This window comes from Pseudomonas sp. CCOS 191 (genome assembly GCF_001007005.1).
Classification (GTDB): Bacteria; Pseudomonadota; Gammaproteobacteria; order Pseudomonadales; family Pseudomonadaceae; genus Aquipseudomonas; species Aquipseudomonas soli.
The window spans coordinates 4,025,386-4,047,818 of record NZ_LN847264.1; the positions used below are offsets into that span (position 1 = coordinate 4,025,386).

Genomic DNA, 22,433 nt, shown 5'->3' on the forward strand with positions numbered 1-22,433 from the left:
AACCCCGCCAGTTGGCAGGGTTTTCGATGCGCCGACAGGTCGGAGCGGGTTGCACAGCACAGTGCTTGTTGGGGAAGCGCCTAAGCGCACTTTTGATATCGTGGCGCCTTTTTACATGCCACCGGAAAAACCGAAAAGAGGTGATTTTCGGTTCGTCAGAATGTGGTCGCTATGTAGCCTCAATGTTGCCAGAAAGTTGCATTCTTACCCGACGAACGGTCTGTTGGCGAACCCGGCCAGAACGCGCCGCCAGGATGGCCAGCACCTGCAGGTGCAGCGCTTTCACCCAGTTGCGGTAGGTCCGGTCGGCATGCTCGGCCAGCCCTATTTCACGCATCTGCTCCCTAATCGTGGCGCGATGGAGGTAGCGCAGCTCGGCGAGCTTGGCCAGCGTCACACCGCGGTCATTGCGCCGGGCAAGCTCGGCGACCGCCGCGTCGACCTCGGCGGCTGCGTGATCGAGCCCGGCACCGGAGATCAGAATGCGCGAACCCGATGCACCCGTGCGCGGTGCCGACCCCTTCCATTCCATGATTGTGCCCATCTGGCTGCCCAGGCTCGCATCCAACCCCAGCTGTCCACGTTGATCCCCCCAATGCTGCATCAGGTCACCAACCAGGCGCAGGCGCTCGACCGGGTCGATCAGTGGCGCCATGTCGCTCTGGTGCTGGGCCAGTTGCGCCAGGAGCTGAAGGCGCAATCCCGTGTCCATCGTCATCGCAACCCCTCCAAATTCGATACCCAACACACATTCAGCCAACCCGACACAAACCCAACACAGATAAAAACCAGTAAATTCAATGGATTGAATGACAACGTGTTGAGTGTGTTGGGTGTGTTGGGTTTATCGAGCCTCGCATAGGAAATAATCGCCCGTTCGGAATCATCGTTAAAAAAAGCGCGCCTGCGCGCGCGTGCGCGCAAACCCAACACACCCAACACACATGCCCGCCACATCACAGAATCCGGGGCCTGAACCTGTGTTGGCTTGCCAAAACCAACCCGACACCAACCCAACACACCCAACACACCTGCCGATAGAGTCATGCTGCAGCCCTCTTGATCTTGATGTGGTCCCAGGCTTCCACCGCCCAGCCCGCGAGCCTCGCTCGCTCGCGCCACTCTTGAACGTTCTTGCCCAGCACGGCCGCATTAGAGGATGGGGGCAGGGAAGGGTCACCATCGCCGGGCATGAAGAACGCAGCAAAACGCCGGATGTCCTTCTCCGTAGAGAAGTCCGTCCAGGGGATAGCCTTCGTCTTCTCCACCTTCGCGCTCAGCATTAGCGAGAACTTGGTCTGGCTCATCGCGTGCTCTTTGTTATGGGCACACCACTCGATGAACATGGCGTACACATCCGAAGTCAGGCAGCAGCCCCACAGGCCGTACCCAAGTTCACCGCTCCGCCAAAGGTGGAAGAAGGTCTGCCAGGCCGTGCGGCTCAGCTCCACCAGGCGCTGGCGAGCCTCGGTTTCGGGCGGGCGCGTGCGCTGGTCGAACTCGCCCAGTTCAACGTCCAGCAGCCAGCCGTACAACGCCGCCACGCCACCGTTGGCCAGCTCACGGGCAATCGCTTTCTGCCGCTCGGGCGGCAACGTCTCCAGTGGCCACATCACCAACATTCGCCGGTCACTCTCGCTGATCGGCCAGGGCATGATCTCGTTGCTCAGAAACACCGAGTTCATGTGGTTGGCCTCCTCCCAGCCGTTGATGAACTTCGACTCCATGCGCACCGTCTTGCCCGTGATCATGTGCTTGATTTTTCCCACTTGGTTGTAGCGCTGGTCGCGGCTCACAACCTCTTCGAACACCGCCCACAGCTTGCCGCTCTGCCAGGCGTTGAAGTTGCCTTCGAGCTGGGTCTGCCCGACCGTGGCGCCGTAGCGGCCGTACAGCTCGCCCATGATGTCGGCGAACAACAGACTCTTGCCCGAGCCTTCCATCGTGGAGTGGAACAGCACCGCCGTGTCCATCTTGGCGCCCATGTGCTGCAGCGGGTAGGCCAGCCATTTGACCAGCCATTCCAAGGCCACCGCGTCGTGGTTGCACAGGAACGAGATCAGCCACCGCAGGTTCTCGCAGGCAGCATCATTTCGCACAGGCTCCAGTGGTAGGCCCTCGAAAGTGTTGATGTAGATCGCTGGGTCCTTGGTCATCGTCGGGTCGAACACGATGTGGTCGACATCGACCACCCGCCGGCTTGGGCTGTTCAGCCACAGCTGATAAGCGTCGCCCATGGCCATCTTGACGCTGCCCTCGGGCAGGCGCCGCTTCTTCTCCCGGTCCCAGGCCTCCTTGGTACCGTCGATGTAGACATAGCGATCAAGCGGATCGAGGTTCAGCGCACCGCCCTTCTTGCTCGACATCTTGCGGGCCTGCTCGAGTTCCTTGACCTGCTCAGACGAGACCAGCTTCTTGTCAGTGCTTTCCATCCACTGCTTTGCAAGGGGCTTGCCGACCAGGGCCTCAAAGCCTGACCGCTTCATCGACTGCCCCTTGTCCATGTCCCACACGTTCGTGGTCCCTTCGACCAGGGCGAAGCGGCGCTTGGCACTCTTCAGGACCAAGCCCTCTCCCCCCTCCCCCCCGTTGGCCGAGGAGGCGGCCGGGCTGGGCTCGATTGGATTTGGGTCAGCGGCTGCAGGTTCGTCAGGGTTAGCGTCCACTCCGGCATGCTCGGCCTGCTTGACGGCAGATGGGGTGCGGGGAAGCTCACCCAGAGGCGGGGGCGCCGGTGGGCGTGACTTTGCGTCGATACCAAGGATCTGCGCTGCCGCTCTGGTCGCCGCCTTCTGATCGCCGTCGTGCATCAGAATGCAGAACACGTCGAAGGCATCATTCTTGTGTCCGTTCGCCAGCGGGTCCGACGTGTGATGGGAAAAGAGCTTGCCGTCGGTGATCGTCACCCCAGGCATGCCGGAGCTGCTGTGCGGGCTCAGCCACTTCCCGTCGATGCGCTTGTAGCCATGCGCCTCGATCATCGTGGCGATGTCATGGATACGATTGAATTCCGGGATGACCTCGGGAAGCTTGTCACCAGATCGAGCAGCAGCTGGAGATGGCCTTGGCAAGGGCCGAGCTGCGGGCATAGCCGGCTTCGGCCTCCATGGGCAAACGGCCTCCCCTTTGGGCTTGAACTCGTCCCAGCCCTGCCAGATCGCCAGCAGTTCGGGCGGAAGCACCGGCAAGCCGCTGGCGACTGGTGCAGTGCGCCATGTGTAGGGCTTGCCCGTACCTGGGTGAATAGAAGGCGGCAGCACGTCCTGCACCAGGCCACCCCGCAACTCGAAGACGGTCACTTTCTTGAAGGGCTCAGCCGCCATGCGGAAAGCCGCTTCGCGGTCGGCATCTTCCTGGTCTACAGCTGCTTGGACCTGCGCCATGAGCCCCTTGTAGATGGTGCCATCGGGGTCGTTCTTGTTGGGCCACACCAAGGCGTGACGGCTCAACTCCACACCCTCGGGAACGCGGAACATCACACGGAAACGTTCAGGGTTACCCACGGAGGTCGGGTATGCGTCTGCAAGGGCGTCAACGTCGAGTCCAAGCGTCTGCTGCAGGACCTGCCGCGTCAGCTCGACATCATCAACGTCCAGCGAACAGACACGACTAGGCCCGAGCACCACCCCTAGGTTGTGACTCGGGCGCTTCATCCAGAACGCTTCGGCATCAGCGGCGACAGTGAAGTAGCGACCGGGCTGGTTCCAACCTTTACCCTTCGGCCCCTTCTCGCCTGGCTCGATGGGAACCAGGGCTAGGTTGAAGGTTTCAATGTAACGCCGCGCCCAATCAGCTGTGGTAGGAGTTGGGCGCCCGATCATCTCCGGCGCTCCCGCAACCCCTGGCAGTCGACGCAGGTTTCGCAACCCGCGACCGACTGCTGACGGGCCAACGGAATCGGCTCGTCGCAATCCTCACAGAACTGTGCGCTCGGCTTTTCAGGAAGGCGCGCAAGGCGCTGCAACGACAGCTGCAGGAAGTACTCAGCATGATCGTTGGCGAAATCAACGGCGTCAGCCATGAGCTTCGTCCTCCATGGCCTGGCGAGCGCCCGCCATGATCGCGAGCACCTGGCGGATCACGTCCATCCCACGCTTCTCAAGATCCACCACCTCGGCAAGCGTCCATACATTGTCGGCTGCACCGTCGTGCAGACTGCCCACGAACTGACTGGACTCATCCAAGAGTTTGGCTACAGCTTGCAGTGCTTCGTTGGTGGCAGGCACTGGCTCTGGCCGGTACCAGACCGCCCCCGCCGGACGAACTAGGGCATCGAGCAGCCGCGGGTCTGAGGTCCACTGCACGATTTCTTCCAGCTCATCAGGGGTCGGCCAGCGGCGCTCCTCGTTGTGGTGGAGCTTCTTCTGCAGCGTGTCCACCTCAAGGCCCATGTCGAAGGCCAACTTGGTGATACCACCGTGATAGTCACGACCTGCGCGGTAGAGCGCCTGCCGCAATGTAAGGACCGGACCTGCGCCCGGCAATAGATCAACTCGACTCATAACCGTAAATCCTCGGTTTACGGCCTAGTCACAGGGTTAGGTAAGACCTATCCTACGACCACGACCTGTGTGCTGTGCCTTGCGTGCTGTGCGGGCATGGCATGCGGTAATAGTCGTCCGGCTGTACTTGTGAGAGAGGGTGCCGGACGACGAGAGTGACGGTGCTTTGTACTGTCATAGCTGGGCCGGGAGGTCAGAGTCCTGGCTCAGCGTTCTTTACTGCCTTGTGTCTTTGTTTGATTGCCTTAAGTAGGCCCAATCGATATCCGGCCTAAGCTCTTCGCACGCGACCTGCCCCCCCGTTTCCCGCTCAAGATTGATAGCCAACCCGGCATTTGCCCGACGATTGCCGTAGGCGATCTGTTTCAGTTGCCCTGCAGTTGTCTGGCAACGCCTGGCCAGATCATCCAGTGCTGCCCTGTCCAACGCCTTGATGTATGCGTGCAAGCTCATATGCACCTCCAATTTGGGCGAGAGACTAGCAGCCGCTAACGCGACAGACAATAGCCGGGCGTAATTTACAAAACGCTAACCGCCCCTAAGATAGACGGATGAACATCAGCCAACTCCGTGTCGAAGCCCTAAGGGCCCTCATTGGCGACCTCCGAACTAAAGAGTTTGCCGACCGCTACAACCTAGATGCCTCCTACCTGTCGCAGTTGCTCAACGGGCATCGCCCCCTGGGCGATAAAGCGGCAAAAAACCTGGAGGACAAAATTGGCCTACCTGGCGGAACTCTGTTGATGCCCGCGCACGCAGCCCAGGAAGGCACATCGCTCGAAATCAAGCCAGGACCAAGCTTGAGTACACCGTTCCGGTGGGCGCATATCCAAGGAATTGCCCAATTGAAACAGGACGGCAGCTGGGACGAGCTCACCCCGATGACTGGGTGGGTAGAGACCCCCTCAACAGATGCGAGCGTGTACTCGCTTCGGATTAAAGGGGACGCCTTGGCACCAGCAATTCGTAATGGATGGGTGGTGTGGTGCGAACCGCACCACAGGCTGGTACCAGGGGAATACGTAGTGGTGAAGCTCGCGTCAGGTGAAAGCTTGATCAAGGAACTTCTTTATGAAAATGCCGAAGAAGTAAGCCTAATGTCGGTCAATGACACTTTCGGACGTACCACCCTCCACCGCTCCGAGATCTCCACCATCCACTACGTTGGGGGGATTGTCCCTCCAAGCCAGATCAAGGCCTGAAGTCTCCCGATTCAAGAAACCGCCTCCATGGCGGTTTTTTTTCGGCCCCACTTCGAAGAAAAATAGCCGAAGCTATTGTCAATTCAGTTAGCCATTGCTAACGTTTTGCTCCGTACCCCCTCTCACATGAGTACGAAGCATGAACAACGCAAAGCACTCACCGATTTGCAAAATCTACTTGCACCCCGTCACCAGTAGCCGCCGAGCCACGGTCGTCGCGTTTCAACGTCAAACCGGCCTCAGAGTTGTGGTTACCCCCGAAGGAGCCGCGCAAGCCATTCCGTCTGGAGGTGCCGCATGAGCGAGTTTTGCATTCCCCTGACTCGTGTCATGGGCCTGGAGCGCACCTTTGAAGCCGGGGGCATCACTAAGTGCACTCTGCGCCGACCCGAGACCACCCTGGACGCACGGATCACTGTCGAGAACGACGACGCAATCCACTACATCAAGGTGGAAATCGGAGAGCTGATCAGCTCGATGACCCTCCCCCGGAAGTTGGTGACCAAGTGGCAATCGTTGCGGGACTTCCTGCAGGACCTGGCCAACGGCCGGGCTGACAGCGGCGCCATGCCTGAAGAAGCCCTTGCTCTCTTGGAGGCCCAGGACAGCATTGACCAAGTGCTGCTGGACGGCCAAATCGCCTATGTCATCAACACCGTCAACCGAGACTTCCCTCTGGGCGCAGTCGTGACCAACGACCATGGCGAGATCTGCGCTGCAGTTATCGGATCCAGCAAAGAACACCTTGTGGGCGCCCTACGCGCGAAGCTCCAGCCCGGCCAAGAGGGGCTTGGGGAGTGCGCATGAGCACGCTGGATCAACTTTACAGAGAGTGGCCGACGCTCTGCCCGACATTGACCGAGGTTAGAGAGCGCTACTTCCCTCATATCGGCTCGGACCGTTACTTCAAAGCACTAGTCCGCAAGGGTCGCATTGATCTTCAACTGAGCAAGATCGAACCCTCAGGGAAGGCTCAGATCGTGGTTTACCTGCACAACTTGGCGGCCTACCTCGACCGCCAACAAGAACGCAGCACCCAAAACGCTTGAACTAGGCCGCCCCGGCCACCAGGGGCAACAAGCCCGCCACCGACTCTGACATTTACCGGTGGCGGGCCTTCTCGGAGCACAGCACATGCAACCGCATCAACAAGTCCTCGCCATGGGCATCATTTGGCTTGCCACCTTGATCGTCGCGTCATACCTGTTCTCGAAGGCCCGCAGCCGCGCCTTCAGTCGTGGCGTGGAGATCGGCAAGGAACATCATAGAGCTGACCTAAAGCTGCAGCTCAAGACGCTCCGAGAGGAACTGGACGAAGCGCGCGTCCAGACCGAGGCAGACCAGCGTAGGCACCATCTGGCTGTAGCGTCCCTCAAGCGAACCATCACGGAGCTTGAAGAACGGATCATGTCCTACACAGGCATGCCGGTGACCAGAGCAGACTACGACAAGCTACTCGGCACGGCTGAGATGCTACGCCTGGCCCAACGCACGATGAGCGCCTTGATGGCGGCCCCGCAAGCCGCCCGCGCTGCCGAACAAGCCACCGCCATAGACAACCTCGCCAAGCGAGTTCATTCCCACCTGCGTGCAACACCGGCAGCCACCACGGAGGCCGCAGCATGAGCACCAAAAGCGTACTCGTGATTGGCCCCCAAGGGTGCGGTAAGACCACTCAAGCCCCCGCGATCGCCAAGGCCCTGGGCCTCAGCAACATCCACGACAACTGGGAGCCCGGAGCAGCAGTTGCACTTCTGGACACCCTGGTACTAACCACCGCACGCGAGACTAATTGGCACTTCAAAGGGCGGACGATGACTTTCGACCAGGCCATGCAGATCGTCCAGCACGGAGGTGACGCAGCATGAAGACCCTATGCATCTATCACGGTAACTGCGCCGACGGATTCGGCGCTGCCTGGGCTGTGCGTCACTGCTTGGGCGCAGAGGATGTCGAGTTCCTCGCTGCTCACCACGGCATGGCCCCACCTGAAGTAACTGGCCGCGCCGTGATCATCGTCGATTTCTCCTTCCCTCTGGAAACGCTTCAGGTGATGGCCCAGCACGCCCAAGCCGTACTGATCCTCGACCACCACAAAACCGCTGCCGAGGCCCTGGCCGACGTGGAGACCGCCCCAATCCACTATCATGCCTGGACAGAAACCCTGCCTAAGCTCAGCGCCTTGTTAGACATGAACCGCAGCGGCGCCGGCCTCACCTGGGACTTTTTCTTCCCCTACAACCAGCGCCCGGCCCTAATTAACCACATCGAGGACCGTGACCTCTGGCGCTTCAAGCTGGCAGGCACCAGCGAGATCCTGGCCAACCTGTTCAGCTACCCACAGGACTTCGAGGCCTGGGACAAGCTGATGCAGCAGCCAATGAATGCTGCCATCGCTGCTGGGACGGCCATTAACCGAAAGCACCACAAGGACGTAGCCGACCTGGTGGCCAGCAGTAAGCGCCGGATGATCATCGCCGGTCATGATGTGCCAGTGGCGAACCTGCCCCATATCCATGCCAGTGACGCCGGTCACCTGATGGCACAAGGCGAGAAGTTTGCTGCCTGCTACCAGGACAGAACCGACCACCGCTACTTCTCCCTCCGCAGCAGCGATGAGGGAATGGATGTAAGCGAGATCGCCAAGCAGTACGGCGGTGGCGGACACCGCAATGCGGCGGGCTTCAAGGTGCCGTTAGACCATGAACTGGTACAAGGCGGCAAAGCCAATGATGCCCTAGCGCTGGACGTAGTTAACAGCGCAGTCGCTTGGCTCGGCCAGGCCGGGCTGTATCGCACTCGCCTGGAAGCCTTGCAGAACGGCGAACAGCACCTCGAACCAGTTTCCGCCGACGAGCTATTCGAACTTGCTCGTAGCCACGTTCGCGAGGGCCACATCCATGCCTAATCCAACCCGCACCTGGCAGCTGGTCAGCCTGATCTTGGCCTGCGCCCTGATCTCTGCGCTGATCCAATTGCACCAGCCAGCCCCTGTTAACGCACAGAAAGGCACGTCACCGACTGTAAACAAAATCACCGGCTACGAGCACTTAGCCCTGAGCCCGAACGCCCGCCGCGCCCATGAGAGGTATTCGCTGTGATCACAACACAGGCCTACACCCCGAACACTCGCGACGCAAAGGGCGTGCAGACCTTCATGCGTCCCGCCATGGGCGTGTTCTGCGACGTCTGCGCCATCCCACGCACACGTGGCAACCATGAACGCTGCAGCAAGATCCGCCAGGCGGCAGGCTTCACCACCCTACAGGAGCGCCAGGCATGAATGTAGACCTCTCAGAACTGAAGGCCCTCGCCACCGTAGCAAAACGCGCCCCGTATGATCACGTCGCCGCGAACGACTACGGCATGGCGATGCCGCCAGCGGTAACCCTGGAGCTGATCGCCGAGATTGAGCGCCAACGCCTGATAAACGCCGAGGGCTGTAAGCCCGACAGCACCATCCAGCCCTTCGGCATGACCTCCGCCAGGGCAACGTCTTGCCACAGCCTCGACACAGCGGAGGGCTGCAAGCCCGACTTCATTCTCTTTCCCCCCACCCTCCCAAGCTTCGTGGCATCGAGCATTCGCAAAGCCATGGAGCACAGCGCTGCCGGCGGGATTGATGCGGAGATAAGCATTGGCACCACGCGGTTACGGGTGACTTACCACGGGATCAAGTGGTACCACGACCTCCGACACTGCAATCAATGGGAGCCGCTGGCCATCGAGGAGTTCGACAATCACCTCAGCGCCGCACTGAACTACCACCAAGCCTTCGACGTGGATCATGACTGAAATGCTCACTCGGCCTCGTCTAACCACCCACAGCCTCGACCTACCTGCCATCTGTGATGTCTGCGGCAATAGCAGGTCAACCCGGCGCCACGTCAACTGCAGTCAGATTCGCCAACAGCGTGAGAGCGAAAAGTGGTCAGCGTACATGGCCAACGTAGCTGCAAAACGAGCACTAAGGGGGCGAGCATGAACACAGCTTTCGTGCTGATGGCGCAATATAACAGCCAAGCAATTATCCCACTGGAGATAGTATGTAAAGACTATTTCAGGCACCTAACACCTGAGATGCTCCAACGAAAGGTACTTGCTGGAAAAATCAAACTCCCCATCACTCGCATCGAAAACAGTCAGAAAAGTGCAAAAGGAATACACTTGGGCGATCTAGCTGACTACTTGGACGAACAGCGGCGCATTGCCAACCGCGAATTGCAACAGCTAACCCGCTAACTAGTGCCCGGCGCATGATTTGCCGGGCACACCTCACTTGATCACGCCAACATCATCCCAACCCAAATTATATCCATCATATTTATACGGCAAGCGCTCGCCAGACTTCGCTTCGTCAAGGTACGAAAAAAATCGATTAAAATTATCTAGCCCTAAAGTCAAGTGAAGCTCAGCAAGCAGCCAAGCCACAGTACGATCCTTATCTCTATATAGCTCCCCCGTACTTGCAACCCTGGCAAAACGACCATCCTGGCTATACCAACCCAGGCCCGTTCGAGTGAAGTCTTGATCGCCACCAACTCCAGTTGGGAAATAGCAAAGCTTTATCAGTGACTCATTATAAATCATCATGCTATTAAGCAAGGGGAAGTGATCCAACTCTTCTACCGTAACTGCCTCACTGTAACGTTTGGCAATTGCTGCGCGAATTTTCGCAGGATTAGTTACCGCCCGCCCATCACGCTCATAAATACTCCACCCCATCGCAAGAAGAGTAGGAGATTCTACTTTTCCGGGCACATGATGGGACTTATAAAACTTCTGAGTTTCCTTCCACTTTCTAGCGAAATCTATAAATCCATCTACAACACCATTAACCTCCGGAATAGTCAGGCTTCCTTTGACCTCAATTACAGCTCTGACAGACTCCGGCCTTAAAACAACAAAATCTTTATCCCTAAATACGGGGGGATACATATTCGCATCGAAAATCAGAATGTCACACTGTCTAGATATCGCGAAAGCACTTTGATTCAAAGGATCAAAATATTCATGAGGCTGATCATCTTCGTGCGGAAACAGGACGAAACCTGTCCCCACCTCAAGCGATCTAGGCAAATAGTTCCGGATAGTCTCTGAGAGAATTCGCTCTTTATAGCTTCCCAAGCTTGGGTAGTGTGCACCCTTAATTATTTGAGCAAGCAGATCAATACGAGAAGAAAAGCTTTCCCCTAAAAGGGCAGCAAAACCCGTTAGGTCACTTCGTCTGAGCATTTTTGCATTCATACTCATCTCACCCGCGCCCCCAAGACGACCTGACTTTTGACTATTCTGTGTAGCCACTCCCACCCCTCATATCGATCTCCGCGACCACGTAAGTGAGTATATCGTCGCAATGAATTCCAGTCGCGATGACCGGAAACACTAGACACCCTCGGAATGTCCCAGTCCATCTCAAACAGCCGACTCACTCCCTCGTGGCGCAAGTCATGGAAGTGCAGATCCTCAATGCCAGTCATCTTGCATGCTTTGGACCAGGCAGTGCCGATTGAATCCGTGTTGTACGGAAATATTTCTGCGCACTCTCGCGGCATACTCTGCACGATAATCCAAGCCTCATCTGGCAAATAACACCACACGTCGTTGCCGATCTTCTGACCAGGGTTCTTCATATCCCGGACTTTCACTGCCTGCCGGTGCTCATCCAGATCCTCCCACAGGATGCGGGTGATCTCATCCATCCGCCGGGTTGAATAAATCGCGAACGCCACCACCTTCGGCATGTGGATCACGCTGGGCCGGCGCTCCAGCATCTTGAAGAAGTGCTCCAGCACTTTATCGATCTCATCCAACGTCGGGCGCCGATCTCGCTCACGGCTTCTCATGTTGTAGCCGAACTTCTTCAACACCAGGCGGGCATCAGACATTGCCTGGGGATCGATCTCAGCCCCCCACGCCGCCCTGGCCAGGGACAACACCGATCCCAGATGTGCCAGGTCATTGCCCACCGTCTGCGGCTTGACTTCTCCCCCTTCTAAACCCATGCGCCACAGCGCATAGTCCACCAGTACCTGCTGGGTGATATCGGAGTCCACGATCTCACCCAGGTAGCTGTTCTTGATGGCATTCAGCGTGCGCCGCTTCGTCTCACCCAGCGGCCGGGCTTTCTCGGCCTCGACCAGGTAGCGGTCGATCATCTGCTTAACCGTATGCCCTACCCGGCTCGCCCGCTCGATTGCACCAGGTTCAGCCAGCTCCGTCTCCCGTCGCTTCGCCCAGGCTACTGCCGCCTGTTTGCGGGCGAACGTCTGGCTCTCTTGGTAGACTGTCACCTTGTCGCGGTTGATGCGGATCTGAGCTGTGTAGCTGATGGTGCCGTCTGCCTTCTTACGGGGTCTGATCGTTGCCATGAGAATTGGTACACGTCCTGATTCGATTGGTACATTGTACCAAGCGCTTGGTAAAAACGCCCCAAAACCCCCGAAAATCGGTACGAAATACGTTGAACGAAAACACCGTAAAATCAGTCGCCAAGCCAGATATCACGCGCCCTGAACCGTCCCGTCGCTTCTCCGTTGCGCCCATGATGGATTGGACAGACCGCCACTGCCGCTTCTTCCTGCGCCTGCTCTCCCGGCACGCCCTGCTCTACACCGAAATGGTCACCACCGGCGCCCTGCTGCACAACGACGCCCAGCGTTTCCTGCGCCATGACGACTCCGAGCACCCGCTGGCCCTGCAACTGGGCGGCAGCGTGCCGGCGGACCTGGCCGCCTGCGCGCGCCTGGCCGAGGATGCCGGCTACGACGAGGTCAACCTCAACGTCGGCTGCCCCAGCGACCGGGTGCAGAACAACATGATCGGCGCCTGCCTGATGGGCCACCCGGCGCTGGTGGCCGATTGCGTCAAGGCCATGCAGGACGCGGTCAGCATTCCGGTCACGGTCAAGCACCGCATCGGCATCAATGGCCGCGACAGCTACGCCGAGCTGTGCGACTTCGTCGGCCAGGTGCGCGACGCCGGGTGCCGCAGCTTCACCGTGCACGCGCGCATCGCCATCCTCGAAGGCCTGTCGCCCAAGGAAAACCGAGAGATCCCGCCACTGCGCTACGACGTGGCGGCGCAACTGAAGGCCGACTTCCCGGACCTGGAGCTGGTGCTCAATGGCGGCATCAAGACCCTCGACGAATGCCGCACCCACCTGCAGACCTTCGATGGCGTGATGCTGGGGCGCGAGGCGTACCACAACCCGTACCTGCTGGCCGAGGTCGACCAGCAGCTGTTCGGCAGCGCGGCGCCGGTGGTCAGCCGGGCCGAGGCCATTGAAAAGCTGCGCCCGTACATCGTCGCGCATATGGAAGGCGGCGGCGCGATGCACCATATCACCCGGCATATCCTCGGGCTGGGCCAGGGTTTCCCGGGGGCGCGGCGCTTCCGCCAGCTGCTGTCGGCGGACATTCACAAGGCCAGCGAGCCGCTGAAAGTGCTGGACCAGGCCGCCGAGCTGCTGCAGGGGCGCTGAGGGAACCTGCGGCGGGGTTGGCACTCGAAGGCAATGCCTTTTACCGCAGGCCCGGTGTGAGCCGGGGCTGCTATGCAGCCTGATGCGGGCAAGCGCGCGCCGACTGAAGGATCGCGTTGCCTGCGAAGGCTTTCCCGATACGCCTGCGACGGGCCTTGAGTGGCTGTCGGGGCTCGGGTAATGTCGAGTCATTGCACAGGACAGAGCACGCCCATGACCTCCAAGCTGGAACAACTCAAGCAGTTCACCACCGTGGTCGCCGACACCGGCGACCTGGACGCCATCACCCGCCTCAAGCCGGTCGACGCCACCACCAACCCGTCGCTGCTGCTCAAGGCCGCAGCCATCCCGGGCTACGCCGACCTGCTCAAGCAGGTCAAGGCCGACGCCAAGGGCAATGTCGACCTGGCCTGCGACAAGTTCGCCGTGTCGGTGGGCTCGGGCATTCTCAAGGTCATTCCGGGGCGCATCTCCACCGAGGTGGACGCGCGGCTGTCGTTCGACGAGCCGGCGCTGCTGAAAAAGGCCCGTCAGTTGATCGAGCTGTATGAAGCGGCCGGTGTGCCCAAAGACCGCGTGCTGATCAAGCTGGCCTCCACCTGGGAAGGCATCCGCGCCGCCGAGAAGCTGGAGAAGGAAGGCATCCAGACCAACCTCACCCTGCTGTTCTCCTTCGCCCAGGCCCAGGCCTGCGCCGATGCCGGGGTGTTCCTGATCTCGCCGTTCGTGGGGCGCATCTACGACTGGTACAAGAAGAGCACCGGCAAGGAATACGTGGGCGCCGAGGATCCGGGCGTGGTATCGGTCACGCGCATCTACGACTACTACAAGACCAATGGCTACAACACCGTGGTCATGGGCGCGAGCTTCCGTAATATCGGCCAGATCGAACAGCTGGCCGGCTGCGATCGCCTGACCATCAGCCCCGAGCTGCTGCAGCAGCTGTCGGACGACCAAGGCGATCTGCCGCGCATCCTCAAGCCGGGCAATGCCGGCGAGGCCAGGCAGCAGTTGAACGAGAGCCAGTTCCGCTGGGCAATGAACGAGGACGCCATGGCCACCGAGAAGCTGGCCGAAGGCATCCGCCAGTTCGCCCGCGACCAGGAGAAGCTGGAAGCGCTGATGGCTGGCTGACAAAGCCTGATACATCTTCGGCTTGATCGACGGGCGGTTAATGCAGAGCATTTCCGCCCGTTTTCGCTGCGGCCGCATTCCCCATAACCTGTGGGGGCGGGCTTGGCCCGCGATAGCGTCATACCAGACAAAGCCGAGCCATAGATGATCCCCAGCACCACCCTCCCCCTCGTCCTTGCCGGCCCGGTACTGCGCCGCCTGGAGCCGCAACGCCTGGCGATATGGCTGGTCGGCTCGCAACCGCTGCAAGCCGAATTTGTCCTTGAACAGGCCGGCATCAGTGCCACTGCGCATTGCGAGGTGATCGCGGTCGGTACGCACGCCTTCATCCACCTGCTGGATATCCACTTCGATCAGCCGCTACCCAGCGACGTGGCGCTCGAATACGACCTGCGCCTGGCCAACGGCCAGGGCATCGCCGACTGGGCCCCGCACCTGCTCTATCCCGGCGCCAGCCGCCCCAGCTTCGTGCTGCGCGAGCGCCTCGACCAGGTGCTCCACGGCTCGTGCCGCAAGCCCCATCATCCGGCTGCCGACGGCCTGCTGTGCGCCGACCGCCTGCTGGCCGCCGGCCCGCGCCCCGAGGAGCGCCCTGCCGTGTTGCTGATGAGCGGCGACCAGGTCTATGCCGACGATGTCGCCGGCCCCATGCTGCGCGCCATCCACGGGTTGATCGAGCGCCTGGGCCTGTTCGACGAGGCGCTGGACGGCGCCTTGGTCGACAGCGGCGCCGCGCTCTACCAGCACCCGGCCTGCTATTACCACCGCGCCGACCTGTTGCCGGCCCAGGAAGGCAACGAGACCCTGCGTGAACGCTTCTTCGGCGGCAAGCGCAAGCCGATCTTCTCCTCCAGCAATGCCGACAACCACCTGGTGACCTTCGCCGAAGTCATGGCCATGTACCTGCTGGTCTGGTCGCCGCTGCCGTGGTCGCTGGTGGGCATGCAGATGCCATCCGGCCTCACCGACAAGCGCCAGGCGCGCTACCGCCACGAGCTGCCGCTGATCGAGGCCTTCCGCAACGGCCTCGGCCAGGTGGCGCGGGTCATGGCCCACCTGCCCTGCCTGATGATCTTCGACGACCACGACATCACCGACGACTGGAACCTGTCGGCGCAGTGGGAACAGACCGCCTACGGCCACCCGTTCTCGCGGCGGATAATCGGCAACGCGCTGCTCGGCTACCTGCTGTGCCAGGGCTGGGGCAACGACCCGGACGGCTGCGCGGCGCTGGTCCAACAGTGCCGCCAGTTGCACGAGGCGCGGGATGAACTGATCGGCGAACTGCTGCGCTTCCAGGGCTGGCAATACGCGCTGCCGAGCAACCCGCCGCTGCTGGTGCTGGACACCCGCACCCGGCGTTGGCGCAGCGAAAGCAACCTGGCCAAGCCTTCAGGCCTGCTCGACTGGGAGGCGCTGAGTGAACTGCAGCAGGCGCTGCTCGATCACCCCTCGGCGATCATCGTGTCGCCGGCGCCGATCTTCGGGGTCAAGCTGATCGAGACCGTGCAACGGGTGTTCAGCGCACTGGGCTACCCGTTGCTGGTCGATGCCGAGAACTGGATGGCGCACCGCGGCGCGGCGCAGGTGGTGCTCAATATCTTCCGCCACTCGCGCACGCCGGGGCATTACGTGGTGCTGTCGGGCGATGTGCACTACTCATTCGTCTACGAAGTACTGATCCGCCATCGCCAGCGCAGCCCGCACTTGTGGCAGGTGACCAGCAGCGGGATCAAGAACGAGTTCCCCCGGCGCCTGCTGGATGTGCTCGACCGGCTCAACCGCTGGCTGTATTCGCCACGCTCGCCACTCAACTGGTTTACCAAGCGTCGGCAGATGGAAGTAGTGCCGCGCACGCCCAGCCGGAGCAAGGCCGGCGAGCGGCTGTGGAACAGCGCGGGGCTGGGGCAGGTGTTCTTCGATGACCAGGGGCGGCCGGCGCGGGTGTATCAGTTGAATGCCGATGGCTCGCCAGCCACGGCGTTCATCAAGGACTGAAGCCATCGCGGGGCAAGCCCGCTCGCACTCAGCCCCCTCGCACTGCTTGTGGGTGGGCTGAGCGGGAGCGGCGGTGCGCCGATGCGACTTGCCCCGCGATAGGTCAGGATCTTTCCAGCGCGCTCACCAGGTCATGGAACGCCTCGCGGTTGGAGTCATTCAAGCCCATGAGGATCTTGTGCGCCTCCAGCACCTTGGAGCGCACCACGCTTTCGTCCTGGTCCTGGGACGGCAGGTCGGTCAGGCACTCCGGGCACGGCACCGGGCGGTCGACGATGTTGAACACCTGGTCGAAGCCCATGGACTGCAGCAGCCGGGAAATGTCCGGGTTGGTGGTGACCACGGTCGGCAGCAGGCCGACCTTTTGCCGGGACAGGATCGACAGCTTGGCCAGCAGGCCCAGGGTGGTGCTGTCGATGCTTTCGGTTTCGGTCAGGTCGATGACGATGGCCGAGAAGTTCAGCGCGGTGAAGATCTTCTCGATCGTCGCATCCAGTGCCGAACACAGGGTCAGGCGCACTTCACCGACAAATTTCAGAACGAAGGTCCCGCTTTGCTCGGCGAACTGGATTCTACCAGTACTCATTCAAGGTTCCTGCTCAACACCAATAGGGCGATATCATCCGGCATCTCCCCAAGCGTAGCCAATTCGAATCGTTGGCGCAGCCCCTCCAGGCTGCCACCCGCCGCCTTGACGATTTCCGGCAAGGCAGCTTCCTTATCTTTGAGTGTGTCCCCGGGCAAAAGGTCCAGAATGCCATCGGACATCAGGGTGAGGCTGAACTGCTCTGGCAGCTCCAGCACCAGGTCCTGGTAGCTGGCCTCGTCGAACAAGCCCACCGGCAGGCCGCGGCCTTCGAGGTAGCGGGCCTGCCCTGGGGTATACAGCACCGGCAGCGGCAAGTGGCCGCCGACGCTGTAGGTGAGCAGGCCGGTGTCCTCGTCGATGACCCCACCGACCATGGTCACATGCTTGCCCAGCTTGCAGTTGATCAGGCCACGGTTGATGTGGCTGAGCACCTGCGAAGGCTTGAACTCGCGCATCTTGCCGCCACGCTTGAATTCGAACAGCAGGCGCGTGGTCATGAACTTGAGCAGCACCGTGACGAACGCCGACGAGGCGCCGTGCCCGGACACGTCCGCCAGGTAGAAGGCAATGCGCCGGTCGTCCACGCGGAAGTAGTCGGCGAAATCCCCCGACAGGTACAGCGACGGGATGATCTGGTGCTCGAACGCGAAATCGCCGGCCACCCAGGGGTTTTCCGGCAGCATGTTCATCTGCACCTGGCGCCCGGCGGTCTGGTCCTCCTGCAACAGGTGCAGGCTGGCCTCCAGTTCGCGGTTGGCGGCTTCGAGCTTCTCACGGTAGCGCTGGTTCTCCAGCACCAGGCGCGAGCGGTCGAGCGCGCGGCGCACCGAGTGCTCGAGCACGGCCAGGTCTTCCAGGGGCTTGATCAGGTAATCCGCCGCGCCCAGGCGCAAGGCTTCGACCGCGTCGCTCATCACGCCGGCACCGGACACCACGATCACCGGCAACTGCGGCGCGCGCTCGCTGATCCGGCGAATCAGTTCGAGGCCGCCCATCTGCGGCATGCGCAGATCGCAGATCACGAGGTCGGGCTGGTGTGCTTCGAAGACCTGGAGGCTCTGCTGGCCATTGCCGGCCTGGAGGACGCTGAAGCCGCTGTCTTCCAGATAGGCGGCGAGGCTGGCACGGACCACCTCGTCGTCATCGATGATCAGCAGCGTTGCACTGGGTTTCTGCATGTGGGCGAACGGCGCCAGATTTGGGTTGGCGTAGCGACTGTGGAGAACCGACAGACGGCTACTGGAATGCTCTCTAGCCACTCTCTACTTGAGTTGTAGGACAAGAAGACTGGTCCGGCAAATAGCGAGGTGCCCTGTAAGGCGCTGACGGTACTCCCATCCGCCTGGCGTTTCAAGCATGGGTAGGTAGACTTCCCTGCACTTTACAGGGCAAATCACCCGGCGTTATAAGAATGTCGAGCAGCGCAACCTGACGAAAGGATGCAAGCATGTCCCAGCACCCCGTGGATTACAGCGAAAAACGTGATTTCATTCGCATGCGTATCGATGCCGATGTCCAGCTGCTGCAGGCCGACCAGGTGATCAGCGCTGTGTGCATCGACCTCTCCAGCACCGGCATGCAGGTGCAGGCGCCGCAGCGCTTCCAGGTGGGTGACCGCCTCGAGGTGCGCATCGACTCCGACCACACCGCCCTCGCCGGGCTGCATGCCAGCACCGAAGTGGTATGGATCGCCGACCAGCCAGGCGGTGCGCAGCGCTTCGGCTTGCGCATCCTGGCGATGCATTGAACCGTTACATATTCGCGTAATGCAAAAGGGGCCGCCCTGCGGCCCATCGCCGGCAAGCCGGCTCCCACAGGGTTATGCGATCCCCTGTGGGAGCCGGCTTGCCGGCGATGGGCTGCAAAGCAGCCCCATTACCTGACCGAAGCGGTCAGAAGTCGTCTTCGACCTGCCCGTCCTTGACCTTGAACTCGCGGTTCTGCAGGTAGGCGTTGCGCAGGAAGATGTACTTGTCTCCCTGCATCAGTTTCTCCGCCGACAGCAGGCTGGCGCGGGTGTCGATCACGTCCAGGGCGAAGATCGAGTTGCGCGTCGGCACATGGTCGATGTAGCGGTAGGGTTCGGTGTAGGTGTCCGGGTACTTGGCCAGGCCGTCACGCACGGTGCTTGGACCAAGGAACGGGATGACCACGTACGGTCCGCTGGGCACGCCCCAGTAGCCGAGGGTCTGGCCGAAATCTTCGTCATTGCGCTGCAGGCCCATCTTGGTGCCGACGTCGAAGAAACCACCCAGGCCGAAGGTGGTGTTGACGATCAGCCGCGCCGTGTCAACGCCCGCCGCACGGGGCTTGAGCTGCAACACGTTGTTGGCCAGGTTGGTGACGTCGCCCAGGTTGCGGAAGACGTTGTGGATGCCATCTTCGAGGAACTGCGGGGTGACGAACTGATAACCCTGCGCCAACGGCTTGAGGGCATAGGTGTCGAGGACGTCGTTGAACCGGAAGATTGGCCGGTTCACCGCTTCCCAGGGATCCTCCTCGGTGGCCGCCTGGGTGGCTGCCACGGGCGCCAGCAGCAAGCTGGCGCAGACACAGGCCTGGGTGACTCGCTCGATCACTCCGGCACCGATCCTACGCATAGATGTTTCTCCATCGGATTTCACGGCGGCAACGGCCTTTGGCACGCTGCTCGATAGGGCGCAAGTATACTGGCTTGCTGCCCGAACGATAGTTTTACATATCGGCGTCAAGAATTTGTGAACAACTGTAGGCTCTGTACGAAATGTATCTGCACTCGCCCATACTGCGTTGAAACGGGGCTCGGAATGCTCATGTACTCCAGTACAGTCGGGCGCGACCCCGGCCGTTCCTCCCCCCGTTTCGCCTTGTCTGGCCGTCGCGCAGACACATTTCGTACAGACCCTGGCCGTCATCCGTCGGTAACAATCGCTGGATAGCCTGCGGGTTATTTAGGGACGTTGCCATGCAAGACGCACCCGCCTTCACCGCTGTGCTGTTCGGCCTGCGCGGCTGCCTGGTCCAAGCGACCGACGGCAGCCCCCTACCCGCCCCCGGCGCCCTGGATTCCCTGCTTCGCCTGCGCTCGCAGCAGGTGCCGTGCATCTGGCTCGACGAACTCAGCGCCACCCTGGGCAAACGCCTGAGCAGCGTGCTGCCCGACTGGCTGCCGGGCCACTGCGCCAATGGCAGCAAATGGCCGACCCCCAATGCCTGCTGGCAGGCGCTGATGAACTTGCAGAGCCAGCGCCTGGACGGCTGCGTGCTGGTCAGTGGCGAGCCGCTGCTGTTGCAGTCGGGGCTCAACGCCGGCCTGTGGACGGTGGGGCTGGCGGCCTGCGATCAGGGCTCGGCGCAATGGCAGGCGCTGAGCCGGCAGGAACAGGAGCTGGCCCGCGGCAAGGCCACCCTGGCGCTGTTCGGCCTGGGTGTGCATTCGGTGATCGACCACCTCGAATCCCTCGATGCCTGCCTCGCGGATATCGCCCAGCGCCGGCACAAAGGCGAGAAACCCTGATACATCCCCGTTGATACGGGTCATGCAAAGCGCCGGCAGGTGGATTACGCTAGAGGACAGGCCCGAACCTTTGCCGCTTCGCTGAGGTCCATGCCTTGCCAAGTCATTGATGGAGTAAGAACAATGCCTGCCCGCGAACTGCAAGAGCGCCTGAATAGCCTGCGCGAGCAACTGGATCGCAATGTGCCGCTTTCGGAAGAGGAGCTGGCCAGCCTGCATGAAGAAGCCAGGCAGATCGAGGCCCAGCTGAAGCTTGAGGAAGCCACCCCGGACAACAACCTCGTCGACGGCGTGAACCTTGCCATCGAACGCTTCGAGGCCGAACATCCCGACCTTACCGCCACCCTGCGCAGCATTGCCAACTCGCTGCACAGCATGGGGATCTGAACCCAACGGGGCTGCGTTGCAGCCCATCGCCGGCAAGCCGGCTCCCACAGGGATTGCGCCAATCTGCTCTCTGTAGGAGCCGGCTTGCCGGCGATGGGCCGCTTCGCGGCCCCGTTACATTACTGCCGCACCAACCGCAGGTTCTGCGGATTGATCGCCCCGGTGCTGCGGTACGGGTTGATATCCAGCCCACCCCGGCGCACATACCGTGCATACACCGTCAGGTGCTCAGGCTTGAGCAGGTTCTTCAGGTCCAGGTAGATCCGTTCCACGCACTGCTCGTGGAAGTCAGCATGCTGGCGGAAGCTGATCAGGTAGGTCAGCAGGCTGGCATGGTCCAGCGCCCGCCCCTTGTATTCAACCACCACGCTGCCCCAGTCCGGTTGGCCGGTAACCGGGCAGTTGGATTTGAGCAGGTGGCTGTGCACGGTCTCTTCCACCACGCGATCCGCCGCGCAGCGCAGCAGTTCAGGCTGCGGTTGCTCGTAGTTGCTGATGCTCACATCCAGCGCATCGATGCACTGCCCCGGCAGGGCAGTCACGCCTTGGCCTTCGACTTCGGCCAGGGTGCTGACCTTGACCGCGACCGGCTTGCCCGCGGCGGCGGACAGGTCTTTCACCAGGCAGGCCTGCAACTCGGCCACCGAGGCGAACACGGTCTGGTTCAGCGAGTTGAGGTACAGCTTGAAGGACTTGGACTCGATGATGTTCGGCGAGTCGCAAGGGATGGCGAACTCGCCGATGGCCACCACCGGCTTGCCTGAAGGCAGCAGCCAGGACAGCTCGAAGCAGTTCCAGAAATCCACGCCCTGCCACGGCAGCGCGTCGCCACTGAGACCTAGCTCGGCCCACTTGGCCAAGCGCGGGATGGGGAACAGCAGCGAGGGGGTGTAGGTGGCGACGTATTCGCTGGACTTGCCCAGCGGGGAGTGTTCGGCGGCGGGATGCATGGAAACTGACCTGAAGGTTCGAAATTGCCCCTAGTCTACCGGTTTTGCACCCCGCCTTGGAGCCGATGTCACTCGATGGTCAACGGCCCGACCATGCCGGCCTGGTAATGGCCCGGCACGTTGCAGGCGAACTCGATGGGTGCCGATTTGCGGAAGGTCCAGGTCAGCTCCGCGCGCTGGCCAGGCTGCACCAGCACGGTGTTGCCAGTGTCGTGGCCATGATCGCCGTCCATCATCTGGCTGTGGTCCATCTGCCCATGATCCATGCCTTCGTGATTCATGCCGGCGGTAAAGATCTTGCCTTGCATGGCGATCATTTCCTTTTGATGCTCGGCGTGCATGGCCTTGTCGCCCAGGTTGAACTCGTGGGGCAGCTTGCCTTCGTTGACCAGCACGAAACGTACGGTTTCGCCGGCCTTGACCTTGATGCTCTTGGGTTCGAAGGCGATGTCCTTGAGCACCACCTCGACAGTGCGGGTGGCCTTGGCTGCCGGCGCCGGCTCGCCGAAGGCGAAGGGTTTGGCTTCGCCAGCGAAGGTAGGCAGGCTAGTCAGGGCAAGCGCGGCGGTGAAGAACAGGTGTTTCATGGGTGACTCCAGATCAATGCAGCAAAGATGGCGCCATTGTCGAAAAGGCTGGCTGGCAGCTGGCTGACGGGAAGATTACAACTTTGTCAGCTTGGGCAGGCCGCC

Annotated in this window: 27 protein-coding genes; 15 read left to right on the forward strand and 12 right to left on the reverse strand. The window is 61.0% G+C overall.

What is annotated here, in order from left to right; genetic code table 11:
- Positions 1–169: 169 nt before the first annotated feature.
- From CCOS191_RS17830 to CCOS191_RS17850, 5 genes are all read right to left on the reverse strand, one after another.
- Positions 170–718, reverse strand: a complete 549-nt coding sequence (locus CCOS191_RS17830) for a hypothetical protein (RefSeq protein WP_082120454.1) — start codon at positions 716–718, stop codon at positions 170–172.
- Positions 719–1,043: 325 nt separating this feature from the next.
- Positions 1,044–3,821: a bifunctional DNA primase/polymerase gene (locus CCOS191_RS17835; protein WP_046856367.1), complete on the reverse strand. Its 2,778-nt coding sequence runs from the start codon at positions 3,819–3,821 to the stop codon at positions 1,044–1,046.
- Positions 3,818–4,021: a TraR/DksA C4-type zinc finger protein gene (locus tag CCOS191_RS17840; protein ID WP_046856368.1), complete on the reverse strand. Its 204-nt coding sequence runs from the start codon at positions 4,019–4,021 to the stop codon at positions 3,818–3,820. Before CCOS191_RS17840 ends, CCOS191_RS17835 begins: the two co-directional genes overlap by 4 nt.
- Positions 4,014–4,502 (reverse strand): phage regulatory CII family protein, encoded by a 489-nt coding sequence (locus CCOS191_RS17845; protein WP_046856369.1) that lies wholly within the window; start codon positions 4,500–4,502, stop codon positions 4,014–4,016. The genes CCOS191_RS17840 and CCOS191_RS17845 overlap by 8 nt, the downstream gene beginning before the upstream one ends.
- Positions 4,503–4,718: 216 nt before the next feature.
- Positions 4,719–4,955, reverse strand: a complete 237-nt coding sequence (locus tag CCOS191_RS17850; protein WP_046856370.1) for a transcriptional regulator — start codon at positions 4,953–4,955, stop codon at positions 4,719–4,721.
- Positions 4,956–5,053: 98 nt separating this feature from the next.
- Here CCOS191_RS17850 and CCOS191_RS17855 point away from each other — a divergent pair, with 98 nt between their 5' ends.
- The 9 genes from CCOS191_RS17855 (at position 5,054) to CCOS191_RS17895 (ending at position 9,946) form a co-directional block, all read left to right on the forward strand.
- A complete protein-coding gene (locus tag CCOS191_RS17855) occupies positions 5,054–5,704 on the forward strand; it encodes a S24 family peptidase (protein WP_046856371.1) in 651 nt (216 codons plus the stop codon).
- 297 nt (positions 5,705–6,001) lie between these two features.
- Positions 6,002–6,511 carry a hypothetical protein gene (locus CCOS191_RS17860; protein ID WP_046856372.1) on the forward strand — a complete coding sequence of 170 codons (510 nt, stop codon included), beginning with the start codon at positions 6,002–6,004 and terminating at the stop codon, positions 6,509–6,511.
- On the forward strand, positions 6,508–6,753 hold the full coding sequence (locus CCOS191_RS17865; protein ID WP_046856373.1) for a pyocin activator PrtN family protein: 246 nt from the start codon (positions 6,508–6,510) through the stop codon (positions 6,751–6,753). Before CCOS191_RS17860 ends, CCOS191_RS17865 begins: the two co-directional genes overlap by 4 nt.
- Positions 6,754–6,838: 85 nt before the next feature.
- Positions 6,839–7,330 carry a hypothetical protein gene (locus CCOS191_RS17870; RefSeq protein ID WP_046856374.1) on the forward strand — a complete coding sequence of 164 codons (492 nt, stop codon included), beginning with the start codon at positions 6,839–6,841 and terminating at the stop codon, positions 7,328–7,330.
- Entirely contained in the window at positions 7,327–7,572 is a 246-nt protein-coding gene (locus tag CCOS191_RS17875) for an AAA family ATPase (RefSeq protein ID WP_046856375.1), read from the forward strand. The genes CCOS191_RS17870 and CCOS191_RS17875 overlap by 4 nt, the downstream gene beginning before the upstream one ends.
- The gene (locus CCOS191_RS17880) at positions 7,569–8,612 is read left to right on the forward strand and encodes a DHHA1 domain-containing protein (RefSeq protein ID WP_231867448.1); all 1,044 of its coding nucleotides are present in this window, start codon (positions 7,569–7,571) and stop codon (positions 8,610–8,612) included. The genes CCOS191_RS17875 and CCOS191_RS17880 overlap by 4 nt, the downstream gene beginning before the upstream one ends.
- Before the next feature lie 189 nt (positions 8,613–8,801).
- Positions 8,802–8,987 carry a hypothetical protein gene (locus CCOS191_RS17885; protein WP_046856376.1) on the forward strand — a complete coding sequence of 62 codons (186 nt, stop codon included), beginning with the start codon at positions 8,802–8,804 and terminating at the stop codon, positions 8,985–8,987.
- On the forward strand, positions 8,984–9,499 hold the full coding sequence (locus tag CCOS191_RS17890; protein ID WP_046856377.1) for a hypothetical protein: 516 nt from the start codon (positions 8,984–8,986) through the stop codon (positions 9,497–9,499). Before CCOS191_RS17885 ends, CCOS191_RS17890 begins: the two co-directional genes overlap by 4 nt.
- Before the next feature lie 186 nt (positions 9,500–9,685).
- The gene (locus CCOS191_RS17895; protein ID WP_046856378.1) at positions 9,686–9,946 is read left to right on the forward strand and encodes a pyocin activator PrtN family protein; all 261 of its coding nucleotides are present in this window, start codon (positions 9,686–9,688) and stop codon (positions 9,944–9,946) included.
- A 33-nt stretch (positions 9,947–9,979) separates the two neighbouring features.
- Here the strand turns inward: CCOS191_RS17895 and CCOS191_RS28050 are convergent, their stop codons facing one another.
- Both CCOS191_RS28050 and CCOS191_RS17900 read right to left on the reverse strand, forming a co-directional pair.
- A complete protein-coding gene (locus CCOS191_RS28050) occupies positions 9,980–10,957 on the reverse strand; it encodes a DUF6602 domain-containing protein (RefSeq protein WP_156177657.1) in 978 nt (325 codons plus the stop codon).
- Positions 10,954–12,075 carry a site-specific integrase gene (locus CCOS191_RS17900; protein ID WP_046856379.1) on the reverse strand — a complete coding sequence of 374 codons (1,122 nt, stop codon included), beginning with the start codon at positions 12,073–12,075 and terminating at the stop codon, positions 10,954–10,956. The genes CCOS191_RS28050 and CCOS191_RS17900 overlap by 4 nt, the downstream gene beginning before the upstream one ends.
- A 131-nt stretch (positions 12,076–12,206) precedes the next feature.
- Here CCOS191_RS17900 and dusA point away from each other — a divergent pair, with 131 nt between their 5' ends.
- The 3 genes from dusA (at position 12,207) to CCOS191_RS17915 (ending at position 16,319) form a co-directional block, all read left to right on the forward strand.
- On the forward strand, positions 12,207–13,187 hold the full coding sequence (gene dusA, locus CCOS191_RS17905; RefSeq protein ID WP_269451422.1) for a tRNA dihydrouridine(20/20a) synthase DusA: 981 nt from the start codon (positions 12,207–12,209) through the stop codon (positions 13,185–13,187).
- 213 nt (positions 13,188–13,400) lie between these two features.
- Positions 13,401–14,321, forward strand: a complete 921-nt coding sequence (gene tal, locus CCOS191_RS17910; RefSeq protein ID WP_046856381.1) for a transaldolase — start codon at positions 13,401–13,403, stop codon at positions 14,319–14,321.
- A 144-nt stretch (positions 14,322–14,465) separates the two neighbouring features.
- The gene (locus CCOS191_RS17915; protein ID WP_046856382.1) at positions 14,466–16,319 is read left to right on the forward strand and encodes an alkaline phosphatase D family protein; all 1,854 of its coding nucleotides are present in this window, start codon (positions 14,466–14,468) and stop codon (positions 16,317–16,319) included.
- Positions 16,320–16,422: 103 nt separating this feature from the next.
- Here CCOS191_RS17915 and rssC read toward each other — a convergent pair whose 3' ends face one another.
- Positions 16,423–16,905, reverse strand: coding sequence for an anti-sigma factor antagonist RssC (gene rssC / locus CCOS191_RS17920; RefSeq protein ID WP_023631332.1), 483 nt, complete (start codon positions 16,903–16,905; stop codon positions 16,423–16,425).
- Positions 16,902–18,086: a two-component system response regulator RssB gene (rssB, locus tag CCOS191_RS17925; protein WP_046856383.1), complete on the reverse strand. Its 1,185-nt coding sequence runs from the start codon at positions 18,084–18,086 to the stop codon at positions 16,902–16,904. The genes rssC and rssB overlap by 4 nt, the downstream gene beginning before the upstream one ends.
- A 269-nt stretch (positions 18,087–18,355) precedes the next feature.
- Here rssB and CCOS191_RS17930 point away from each other — a divergent pair, with 269 nt between their 5' ends.
- Complete coding sequence (locus tag CCOS191_RS17930; RefSeq protein ID WP_046856384.1) at positions 18,356–18,655, forward strand: PilZ domain-containing protein; 300 nt, start codon at positions 18,356–18,358, stop codon at positions 18,653–18,655.
- A 145-nt stretch (positions 18,656–18,800) separates the two neighbouring features.
- On the opposite strand, the gene CCOS191_RS17935 is transcribed toward CCOS191_RS17930, so the two are convergent.
- A complete protein-coding gene (locus tag CCOS191_RS17935) occupies positions 18,801–19,508 on the reverse strand; it encodes an MlaA family lipoprotein (RefSeq protein WP_046856385.1) in 708 nt (235 codons plus the stop codon).
- Positions 19,509–19,852: 344 nt separating this feature from the next.
- Between CCOS191_RS17935 and CCOS191_RS17940 the strand changes: the two genes are divergently transcribed.
- A complete protein-coding gene (locus tag CCOS191_RS17940; RefSeq protein ID WP_046856386.1) occupies positions 19,853–20,404 on the forward strand; it encodes a hypothetical protein in 552 nt (183 codons plus the stop codon).
- Positions 20,405–20,527: 123 nt separating this feature from the next.
- On the forward strand, positions 20,528–20,791 hold the full coding sequence (locus CCOS191_RS17945) for a DUF4404 family protein (protein WP_031315272.1): 264 nt from the start codon (positions 20,528–20,530) through the stop codon (positions 20,789–20,791).
- Between the two features lie 119 nt (positions 20,792–20,910).
- Here CCOS191_RS17945 and queF read toward each other — a convergent pair whose 3' ends face one another.
- Together queF and CCOS191_RS17955 are read right to left on the reverse strand one after the other, a co-directional pair.
- Positions 20,911–21,741, reverse strand: a complete 831-nt coding sequence (gene queF / locus CCOS191_RS17950; RefSeq protein ID WP_046856387.1) for an NADPH-dependent 7-cyano-7-deazaguanine reductase QueF — start codon at positions 21,739–21,741, stop codon at positions 20,911–20,913.
- A 68-nt stretch (positions 21,742–21,809) separates the two neighbouring features.
- Positions 21,810–22,328, reverse strand: coding sequence for a cupredoxin domain-containing protein (locus CCOS191_RS17955; protein WP_046856388.1), 519 nt, complete (start codon positions 22,326–22,328; stop codon positions 21,810–21,812).
- Positions 22,329–22,433 lie beyond the last annotated feature (105 nt).

Bases quoted from the DNA above. Each gene is read 5' to 3' on its own strand.
- tal (WP_046856381.1), top strand. From the start codon at position 13,401: ATGACCTCCAAGCTGGAACAACTCAAGCAGTTCACCACCGTGGTCGCC.
- CCOS191_RS17835 (WP_046856367.1), bottom strand. From the start codon at position 3,821: ATGATCGGGCGCCCAACTCCTACCACAGCTGATTGGGCGCGGCGTTAC.
- CCOS191_RS17955 (WP_046856388.1), bottom strand. From the start codon at position 22,328: ATGAAACACCTGTTCTTCACCGCCGCGCTTGCCCTGACTAGCCTGCCT.
- CCOS191_RS17860 (WP_046856372.1), top strand. From the start codon at position 6,002: ATGAGCGAGTTTTGCATTCCCCTGACTCGTGTCATGGGCCTGGAGCGC.
- CCOS191_RS17930 (WP_046856384.1), top strand. From the start codon at position 18,356: ATGTCCCAGCACCCCGTGGATTACAGCGAAAAACGTGATTTCATTCGC.
- CCOS191_RS17850 (WP_046856370.1), bottom strand. From the start codon at position 4,955: ATGAGCTTGCACGCATACATCAAGGCGTTGGACAGGGCAGCACTGGAT.
- CCOS191_RS17865 (WP_046856373.1), top strand. From the start codon at position 6,508: ATGAGCACGCTGGATCAACTTTACAGAGAGTGGCCGACGCTCTGCCCG.
- CCOS191_RS17900 (WP_046856379.1), bottom strand. From the start codon at position 12,075: ATGGCAACGATCAGACCCCGTAAGAAGGCAGACGGCACCATCAGCTAC.
- CCOS191_RS17890 (WP_046856377.1), top strand. From the start codon at position 8,984: ATGAATGTAGACCTCTCAGAACTGAAGGCCCTCGCCACCGTAGCAAAA.
- CCOS191_RS17880 (WP_231867448.1), top strand. From the start codon at position 7,569: ATGAAGACCCTATGCATCTATCACGGTAACTGCGCCGACGGATTCGGC.
- CCOS191_RS17840 (WP_046856368.1), bottom strand. From the start codon at position 4,021: ATGGCTGACGCCGTTGATTTCGCCAACGATCATGCTGAGTACTTCCTG.
- CCOS191_RS17895 (WP_046856378.1), top strand. From the start codon at position 9,686: ATGAACACAGCTTTCGTGCTGATGGCGCAATATAACAGCCAAGCAATT.
- CCOS191_RS17830 (WP_082120454.1), bottom strand. From the start codon at position 718: ATGACGATGGACACGGGATTGCGCCTTCAGCTCCTGGCGCAACTGGCC.
- CCOS191_RS17870 (WP_046856374.1), top strand. From the start codon at position 6,839: ATGCAACCGCATCAACAAGTCCTCGCCATGGGCATCATTTGGCTTGCC.
- CCOS191_RS17845 (WP_046856369.1), bottom strand. From the start codon at position 4,502: ATGAGTCGAGTTGATCTATTGCCGGGCGCAGGTCCGGTCCTTACATTG.
- CCOS191_RS17940 (WP_046856386.1), top strand. From the start codon at position 19,853: ATGCAAGACGCACCCGCCTTCACCGCTGTGCTGTTCGGCCTGCGCGGC.
- rssC (WP_023631332.1), bottom strand. From the start codon at position 16,905: ATGAGTACTGGTAGAATCCAGTTCGCCGAGCAAAGCGGGACCTTCGTT.
- CCOS191_RS17855 (WP_046856371.1), top strand. From the start codon at position 5,054: ATGAACATCAGCCAACTCCGTGTCGAAGCCCTAAGGGCCCTCATTGGC.
- CCOS191_RS28050 (WP_156177657.1), bottom strand. From the start codon at position 10,957: ATGAGTATGAATGCAAAAATGCTCAGACGAAGTGACCTAACGGGTTTT.
- CCOS191_RS17915 (WP_046856382.1), top strand. From the start codon at position 14,466: ATGATCCCCAGCACCACCCTCCCCCTCGTCCTTGCCGGCCCGGTACTG.
- CCOS191_RS17935 (WP_046856385.1), bottom strand. From the start codon at position 19,508: ATGCGTAGGATCGGTGCCGGAGTGATCGAGCGAGTCACCCAGGCCTGT.
- CCOS191_RS17875 (WP_046856375.1), top strand. From the start codon at position 7,327: ATGAGCACCAAAAGCGTACTCGTGATTGGCCCCCAAGGGTGCGGTAAG.
- CCOS191_RS17945 (WP_031315272.1), top strand. From the start codon at position 20,528: ATGCCTGCCCGCGAACTGCAAGAGCGCCTGAATAGCCTGCGCGAGCAA.
- queF (WP_046856387.1), bottom strand. From the start codon at position 21,741: ATGCATCCCGCCGCCGAACACTCCCCGCTGGGCAAGTCCAGCGAATAC.
- rssB (WP_046856383.1), bottom strand. From the start codon at position 18,086: ATGCAGAAACCCAGTGCAACGCTGCTGATCATCGATGACGACGAGGTG.